Source organism: Corallococcus sp. AB030, from assembly GCF_003668965.1.
GTDB classification, from domain to species: domain Bacteria; phylum Myxococcota; class Myxococcia; order Myxococcales; family Myxococcaceae; genus Corallococcus; species Corallococcus exiguus.
In genome coordinates, this window is record NZ_RAWQ01000056.1 from 40,335 (window position 1) to 46,675 (window position 6,341).

Below are 6,341 nucleotides of genomic sequence, written 5' to 3' on the forward strand. Positions count from 1 at the left end.
GGGTCCTCAGCGCTCGACCATCAGCGCGATGCCTTCGCCGCCGCCGATGCAGAGCGACGCCACGCCACGCTTCTTGTCCTGGTCCTTCATCGTCTGGAGCAGCGTGACGAGCACGCGAGCGCCGGACGCGCCAATCGGGTGGCCCAGCACCACCGCGCCGCCGCGCACGTTCACCTTGGCCGGATCCAGGCCGAGGATGCGGTTGTTGGCGATGGCCACCACGGAGAAGGCCTCGTTGATCTCCCAGAGGTCCACGTCCTTGGCCGTCACGTTCTGCTTCGTGAGCAGCGTGTTGATGGCGTCCGCCGGCGCGATGGTGAACTCCACCGGCTTGCGGGCGGCCTGCGCGTAGCCCTTGATGCGGCCCAGGATGGTGCGGCCTTCCGCCTTCGCCTTCTCCTCGCTCATCAGCACCAGCGCCGCGGCGCCGTCGTTGATAGAGGACGCGTTGGCGGCCGTCACGGTGCCGTCCTTCTTGAACACCGGCTTCAGGCCCGGGATCTTGTCCGGCTTGGCGTTCTTGGGGCCCTCGTCCTCGGAGACGGTGGTGAACTCATCCGGCTTCTTGCCCGGGATCTGCACGGGGACGATCTCCGCCGCGAACAGGCCTTCCTTCTGGGCCTGGATGGCGCGGCGCGTGGACTCCAGCGCGAACTCGTCCTGCTGCGCGCGGCTGATGCCCTGCGAGGTGGAGCACTCCTCGGCGCAGTTGCCCATGTGGACGTTGCCGTACACGTCCCAGAGGCCGTCGGAGATCATCGCGTCCTTGAACTCCACGTTGCCCATGCGGGAACCGCCGCGCATCGTGTGGCTGATGTAGGGCGCGTTGGACATGGACTCCATGCCGCCCGCGACGACGACGTCCGCGTCACCCAGGGCGATGGACTGCGCCGCGGCGATGACGGCCTTGAGGCCGGAGCCACAGACCTTGTTCAGCGTGACGGCCGGGACGGTGTCCGGGAGGCCCGCGAAGATGGTGGCCTGACGCGCGGGGGCCTGGCCCACGCCCGCCTGCAGGACGCAGCCCATGATGACCTCCTGCACGGCCTCCGGCTTCACGCCCGCGCGCTCCAGCGCCGCCTTGATGGCGATGGCGCCCAGCTGGGGAGCGGTGAGCTTGGACAGCGCTCCCTGGAAGGAGCCGATGGGGGTACGGGCCGCGCCCACGATGACGACTTCACGAGCCATGGAATTGCCTCCTGGAGAGGGAACCGTCTGTAAAAGAGAAAAGCGCCGGAAAGGCACTTATCACGGGCGCTTTCCGCCGAATCAAATGGAAACGGCCGGGCTCCCACTGGGGAACCCGGCCGCTATTCACGTCAAGACGTTGGGCTGATTACTTCTTCAGCTTGGAGGCCATGACGTCGCCCAGGCGGGCCTTGGAACCCTCGGCCTGCTTGCGCAGGTACTCGCGGTAGTCCTCGCCCTCGCCGATGAGCGCCTTGATGGACAGCGCCACCTTGCGGTCCGGGGTGTTGATGTCGATGAGCTTCACCTCGACATCCTGGCCCTCGCTCACCACGTCGCGGGGGTTCTCCACGCGCTCTTCCTTCAGCTCGGAGACGTGGACGAGGCCCTCGATGCCCGGCTCGATCTCCACGAACGCGCCGAAGTCGGTGACCTTGGTGACCTTGCCCTTCACGCGGCTGCCCACGGGCAGGCGCTCGGACAGCGTCTCCCAGGGGTCCGGCTGGAGCTGCTTGATGCCCAGGCTGAAGCGCTCGTTCTCGACGTCGATGTTGAGGACCACCGCCTCGACCTCGTCGCCCTTCTTGAACATCTCGCCCGGGTGCTTGATGCGCTGGGTCCAGGAGATGTCGGACACGTGCACCAGGCCGTCCACGCCCTCCTCGACGCCGACGAACACGCCGAAGTCGGTGACGTTGCGGATCTGGCCCTTGATGACGGAGCCGATCGGGTACTTGTCCTCGAGCAGCGTCCAGGGGTTCTGCTCGATCTGCTTCATGCCCAGCGCGATGCGCTTGGCCTTCGGATCGATGTCGAGGACGACGGCCTCCACCGTCTGGCCGACCTCCAGGATCTTGGACGGGTGCTTGAGGCGCTTGGTCCAGGACATCTCGGACACGTGCACCAGGCCCTCCACGCCCTGCTCGATCTCGATGAACGCGCCGTAGTCGGTGATCGACACGACCTTGCCGGCGACGCGGGTACCGACGGGGTACTTCTCGTCGGCGCGGTGCCACGGGTCCTCCTGGATCTGCTTGAGGCCCAGGCTGACGCGCTCCTGCGCGGGGTCGAACTTGAGGACGACGACGCGCACTTCGTCACCGACGTTGAACATCTCGCTGGGGTGACCGATGCGGCCCCAGGACATGTCGGTGATGTGCAGCAGGCCGTCGATGCCGCCGAGGTCGATGAAGGCGCCGTAGTCCGTGAGGTTCTTGACCACGCCCTTGAGGACCGCACCCTCCTTGAGGTTCTTGAGGGTCTCCTTCTTCATCTCCTCGCGCTGCTTCTCCAGCAGCACGCGGCGAGAGAGGACGATGTTGCCGCGCTTCTTGTTGAACTTGATGACCTTGAACTCGAATTCCTTCGAGATGTACTGATCAAGGTTGCGCACAGGGCGGATGTCGACCTGGGAGCCAGGCAGGAACGCCTTCACGCCGATGTCGACGGAGAGGCCACCCTTCACGCGACCGACGATGGTGCCCTTGACGATCTCATCACGCTCGCAAGCGGCGGAGATCTCGTCCCAGATGCGCATCTTGTCGGCCTTCTCCTTGGAGAGGACGACCATGCCGGTGTCGTTCTCGCGGCTCTCCAGGAGGACCTCGACGGGGTCACCGGCCTTCACGGTGACTTCGCCGCGGGGGTTGGTGAACTCGGAGATCGGGACCTGACCCTCGGACTTGTAGCCGATGTCCACGATCGCGAAATCCTTCGTCACCTGCACGACCGTGCCCTTGACGATCTCGCCTTCCTTCAGGATTCCGTCGCCGCCACGCTCCTTGAGCGAGGCCTCGAACATCGCCGCGAAGTCTTCGTCACCGCCGTCGATCTGCTGGTTCACGTTCTGCTGCATGAATGGGAAGTCCTTGGAACGGTACAACTGCCCCCTGTTTGAATGGGTGCGCGGCCGCCTGCGGGGAGCGACGGGAGACCGCGGGTGTCCCCTGAATGGGAACGCAAGGCTGGTTGGAAGCCGCGCACCCTAGACACCTGGGTTTACAGGAGTCAAGCGGTGCACCGCCCCAAGTCGTGATCCGTGTTCTATGAACGCCCGGCCGCGTCCGCATCTGTCCTACCCGGCCGGTGCCCCCTGCCCGCTCGCCCCAGGTGGGACAAGCGGAGTGTTACCCCTCGCGCCGGAATGTTTCCCGGGCGATGACCATCCGCTGCACCTCGCTGGTGCCCTCGTAGATGGTCTGCACGCGCGCGTCCCGGAAGTAACGCTCGACCGGGAACTCGTCGATGTAACCGTAACCACCGTGCAGCTGCACGGCCTTGTCCGCGACCTTGTTGCTCATCTCGCTGGCGAACAGCTTCGCCATGGAAGCCTCGCGAGTGAACGGCTGGCCGGCCTCCTTGAGGGCGGCGGCGCGCAGGGTCAGCAGCTCGGCGGCGTCCAGCTGGGTGCGCATGTCCGCCATCATGAAGCGCGGGCCCTGCAGGTCCGCCACGGCCTGGCCAAAGGCCTTGCGGTCCTTGGTGTAGGAGACGGTCGCTTCCAGCGCCGCGCGGCCCGTGCCGCACGCCTGCGCCGCGATGCCAATGCGCCCGCCGTCCAGCGCCATCATGGCCAGACGGAACCCGTCGCCCTCCTTGCCCAGGAGGTTCTCCGCGGGGACTTCGCAGTCCTCGAAGGTGAGACCCACGGTGTTGGACGCGCGCAGGCCCATCTTGTCCTCGTGCTTGCCCACGTGGAGGCCCTTGGCGCCGCCCTCCACGATGAAGCAGGACAGGCCCTTGTTGCCGGACTGCCCCGTGCGGGCCCACACGACGATGACGCCCGCGTAGGCGCCAGAGGTGATCCACTGCTTGCTGCCGTTGAGCACGTACTTGTCGCCGCGCTTCACGGCGGTGGTGAGCATGGCGCCGGGGTCGGAGCCCGCGTGCGGCTCGCTCAGCGCGAACGCGCCCACGACGGCCTCACCGGAGGTGATGCGCGTGACGAACTTCTCCCGCTGCGCGTCGGTGCCCACCGCGTGGATGAGCTCGCCGCACATGTTGGTGACGGCCATGGCCACGGACACGGAGGCGTCCGCGGCGGCCATCTCCATCATGGCCAGCGCGTAGGACACGACGCCGGCCTCCGCGCCGCCGTACTTGCCCGGCAGGTTCACGCCCAGCAGGCCCACTTCGGCCAGGGCCTTGAAGACCTCCGGGTCGAAGCGCTCTTCGCGGTCGGACGCGCGGGCGTGCGGGGCCACGCGCTCGCGGGCGAACTTGCGAGCGGTGTCACGGATGAGCGTCTGGGTCTCGGTGAGGTCGAAGTTCACGGGCGCGGGCGTCCTTGGGGGGCTCGGAAGCCCTACTCGATGGCCTTGAGGTTGAACGGGTACTCGATGGGGTGGTCGCGGCCGTCCGGGGGCTTGGGGAAGTCCAGGGACGACAGCACCGCCACCACGCAATCGTTGAGGCCCGCATCCTTCAGCGTGCTGCCGTGCTTGTCGATCTTCGCGCTGCGCACGGCACCTTCCGCGGTGATGGTGAAGGTGGTGCGGAGCAGGCCCTCCACCTTCTTGTCCTTCTCCACCATGTGGTCCTCGTAGCACTCCTGGATCCGAGGCATGTGGTGGGCAATCACCTGGCGGATGGAGTCCGGGGTGAAGGGCAGCTTGCTGACGTCCAGCCCGTCGTCCTTCTTGGGCGCGGACGTCGTGGCCGGAGCCGGCGTGGCCGCGGCCTTCTTCTTCGACGTGCCCTGGGCGAGCGCCAGCGGAGACGCCAGGCCCAGGGACAGGAACAGCACGGGGAGGAGCGCGCGTTTCATGGCCGGGTGACTACTCCTTCAGCAGGTTGGCGGAGATGACGATGCGCTGGATCTCGCTCGTCCCCTCGTAGATTTCGGTGATGCGCGCGTCGCGCACGTGGCGCTCGGCGTCCATCTCCTTGCTGTAGCCCATGCCGCCGTGGATCTGCAGGGCCTTGTTGGCCACGCGGCTGGCCATCTCGCTGGCGTAGAGCTTGGCCATGGCGCTCTCCGGGCTGTGGCGCACGCCCTTGTCCTTCATCAGCGCCGCGCGCCACACGAGCAGGCGGGCCGCGTCGATCTCCATGGCCATGTCCGCGATCATGAACTGGATGGCCTGGTGCTCGCGGATGGCCTTGCCGAACGTCTTGCGCTCACCCGAGTAGCGAACGGCTTCCTCGAAGGCCGCGCGCGCGATGCCCAGCGCCTGAGACGCGATGCCGATGCGGCCGCCGTCCAGGGTGGACATGGCGACCTTGAAGCCCTCGCCCTCCTTGCCCAGGCGGTACTTCTCCGGGACGCGCATGTCCTCGAAGAACATGGAGCAGGACCAGGCGGCGCTGATGCCCATCTTCTTGTCGGGCTCCGCGCGGGTGAAGCCGGGGGTGTTGGTGGGCACCAGGAACGCGGTGATGCCCCTGTTGCCCGCTTCCCGGTTCGTCATCGTGATGAGGACGATGGCGTCGGCCTTGGGGCCGTTGGTGATCCAGTTCTTGGAGCCGTTGATGATGTACTCGTCGCCCCGCTTCACGGCGACGGTCTTCTGGGCGGCGGCGTCGCTGCCGGCCTCGGGCTCCGTGAGGCCGAAGCAGCCGAGCTTCTCACCGCTGGCGAAGGGCTTGAGGAACTGCTCCTTCTGCTCGGGGGTGCCGAACTTGGACACCGGGTCGCAGTAGAGCGAGTTGTTCACGCTCATGATCACGCCGGTGGAGGCGCAGCCGCGCGAAATCTCCTCCATGGCGATGGCGTAGCAGACGTTGTCCAGGCCCGCGCCGCCCCACTCCTCCGGCACCGCGATGCCCAGCAGGGACAGCTCCGCCAGCTTCTTCACCGCGTCCGTGGGCCACGCGTGCTGCTCGTCCCACTTGCGGGCGTTGGGGATGAGCTCCTTGGCGGCGAACTCGCGGCACAGCCGCTGGATCTCGCGCTGGATGTCGGTCAGCTCGAAGTTCATGGTGGACCTCCCATAGTACGGGGTCCGCCCCGGGGCTACTCCGAAGACGCCCCTCCATCCTCGGGGGCGGGGATCCGGGTCCCAAAGAACATCGCCAGTGGCACCGTCACGTCGAAGGACACGTCCGTGCGAGTCCCCGAGTCCGTCCAGGTCCTGCGCACCACCACCGACACCGTCCAGGGTTGGGTGTCCCGGTGCCGTTCAATCAAGTCGTAGGTGAGCCCCACCCCGGCC

5 protein-coding genes and 1 pseudogene are annotated in these 6,341 nt (G+C 66.9%); all 6 read right to left on the reverse strand.

The window, feature by feature from the left end:
- Positions 1 to 6: 6 nt before the first annotated feature.
- Positions 7 to 1,188, reverse strand: coding sequence for a thiolase family protein (locus D7Y15_RS15825; protein ID WP_121753108.1), 1,182 nt, complete (start codon positions 1,186 to 1,188; stop codon positions 7 to 9).
- 148 nt (positions 1,189 to 1,336) lie between these two features.
- Positions 1,337 to 3,043 carry a 30S ribosomal protein S1 gene (locus D7Y15_RS15830; protein WP_120563302.1) on the reverse strand — a complete coding sequence of 569 codons (1,707 nt, stop codon included), beginning with the start codon at positions 3,041 to 3,043 and terminating at the stop codon, positions 1,337 to 1,339.
- 271 nt (positions 3,044 to 3,314) lie between these two features.
- Positions 3,315 to 4,460, reverse strand: coding sequence for an acyl-CoA dehydrogenase family protein (locus D7Y15_RS15835; RefSeq protein WP_121753109.1), 1,146 nt, complete (start codon positions 4,458 to 4,460; stop codon positions 3,315 to 3,317).
- Positions 4,461 to 4,492: 32 nt separating this feature from the next.
- Positions 4,493 to 4,954 (reverse strand): AgmX/PglI C-terminal domain-containing protein, encoded by a 462-nt coding sequence (locus tag D7Y15_RS15840; protein WP_121753110.1) that lies wholly within the window; start codon positions 4,952 to 4,954, stop codon positions 4,493 to 4,495.
- Positions 4,955 to 4,964: 10 nt separating this feature from the next.
- Positions 4,965 to 6,107, reverse strand: coding sequence for an acyl-CoA dehydrogenase (locus tag D7Y15_RS15845; protein ID WP_121753111.1), 1,143 nt, complete (start codon positions 6,105 to 6,107; stop codon positions 4,965 to 4,967).
- Between the two features lie 35 nt (positions 6,108 to 6,142).
- Positions 6,143 to 6,341, reverse strand: a pseudogene (locus tag D7Y15_RS15850) (hypothetical protein); the annotation flags it as partial.